The sequence below is a fragment of the Oscillibacter sp. CU971 genome (assembly GCF_905219725.1).
Taxonomy (GTDB): domain Bacteria; phylum Bacillota; class Clostridia; order Oscillospirales; family Oscillospiraceae; genus Oscillibacter.
This window is the reverse complement of the sequence record NZ_CAJMXG010000573.1, coordinates 1-1,068: the sequence shown is the minus strand read 5'-3', so window position 1 is coordinate 1,068 and position 1,068 is coordinate 1. Positions and strand designations below refer to the sequence as shown.

The window sequence follows — 1,068 nt, the reverse complement described above, 5'->3', positions numbered from 1 at the left end:
GGCCACACCGCAGGACTGGGAGGATGCCTTGCCTGATGAGGGCGGCACAGATGTCGGCGGCATTGGAATCGTGCTGGCTGAGAAATTGATCTCCCGGTATCTGAAACTCACCTGGGAACACCATTTGATTACTGCGGACAGTTTATGGCTGGTCGGGGTGGCAGACATCCCCTGCTGAGAATTATCCCATGTATCAATAAAAACCATCATGAAGGAGTTGAGAAGAATGAGGGCTTTGCGGCCTATGACACAGGAAGAACGGGACTTTGCGGAGCAGCACCACAACCTGGTGATCGACTTCCTCCGCTACAGGCGTCTCCCGATGGACGAGTTCTACGATGTTGTGATCTTCGGCTATCTCTCCGCTGTGCAGCAGTACATTCGCAATCCCCCGGCAGGAGTGAACTTCAAAGCTATGGCGTTCCGGGCCATGAAGGACGCCGTTCTCCGGGAGGGTGAGTATCGTTCCCGTGCCAAGCGTTGCGGCGTTACCGTAGGGCTGGATGATGTTGAACTTACAGACCCCAGGCAGGATACCGAGCGGCGGGTTGAGGGCAAGGCCCTTCTGGAACAGGTGGTGAACGTGGCTACTCCGAGAGAGGCCAGGATCATCAACCTCCTGATTGATGGCTTTGCACTGCATGAAGCGGCACGGTTCCTGAAGATGCCAAAAGGTGCTGCTGTGAGCTGCATGGAGGACTTCTGCTGCCGGGCCAGAGTTGCTATCGGCTGAAATCAGGGCTGGGGCCGGTGTTCATCGGCTCCAGCTCATTACTATTTTATGGAGGTGGATTATGAAAGTCAAGGCGTATATTCACAGTCTGAAAGATCATGAGCATGACCGCCATGTGATGGGCGAGGCTGAGATCATTGAGTGCATCGGCGATAACCGCTATCTGGCCGAGGTCAACGGTGTCCGGTGTACGGCAATCTTCAATTTCTTTACTGGGGCCTACTATGTCGATGATGTGTACGGCATCCAGAAGGAGACTGCTCATGCGTAAGACAGAGCATCGGAAGGAGCAGTGACAACATGCAGCGATGCAATATTAACTGGACGGCAAAGGC

General features: G+C 54.3%; 2 protein-coding genes. Both read left to right on the top strand.

All coding sequences use genetic code 11. From position 1 onward, the window contains the following. The first annotated feature begins 244 nt into the window (after positions 1–244). On the top strand, positions 245–733 hold the full coding sequence (locus JX325_RS17555; protein WP_204792283.1) for a hypothetical protein: 489 nt from the start codon (positions 245–247) through the stop codon (positions 731–733). Between the two features lie 61 nt (positions 734–794). Next, positions 795–1,004, top strand: coding sequence for a hypothetical protein (locus tag JX325_RS17550; protein ID WP_204792282.1), 210 nt, complete (start codon positions 795–797; stop codon positions 1,002–1,004). Positions 1,005–1,068: the final 64 nt, after the last annotated feature.